Origin of the sequence: Staphylococcus intermedius NCTC 11048 (genome assembly GCF_002902385.1) — a bacterium.
GTDB classification, from domain to species: Bacteria; Bacillota; Bacilli; order Staphylococcales; family Staphylococcaceae; genus Staphylococcus; species Staphylococcus intermedius.
Window position 1 is genome coordinate 1 of sequence record NZ_PPQH01000063.1, and the last position, 295, is coordinate 295.

Genomic DNA, 295 nt, shown 5'->3' on the forward strand with positions numbered 1-295 from the left:
TGATATTCCGTATATTATCCTTAGAAAGGAGGTGATCCAGCCGCACCTTCCGATACGGCTACCTTGTTACGACTTCACCCCAATCATTTGTCCCACCTTCGACGGCTAGCTCCAAAATGGTTACTCCACCGGCTTCGGGTGTTACAAACTCTCGTGGTGTGACGGGCGGTGTGTACAAGACCCGGGAACGTATTCACCGTAGCATGCTGATCTACGATTACTAGCGATTCCAGCTTCATGTAGTCGAGTTGCAGACTACAATCCGAACTGAGAACAACTTTATGGGATTTGCTTG

Annotated in this window: 1 rRNA gene; it reads right to left on the minus strand. The window is 48.8% G+C overall.

Annotated elements, in window-relative coordinates:
- Positions 1-24: 24 nt before the first annotated feature.
- A 16S ribosomal RNA gene (locus CD138_RS11735) occupies positions 25-295 on the minus strand; the annotation flags it as partial.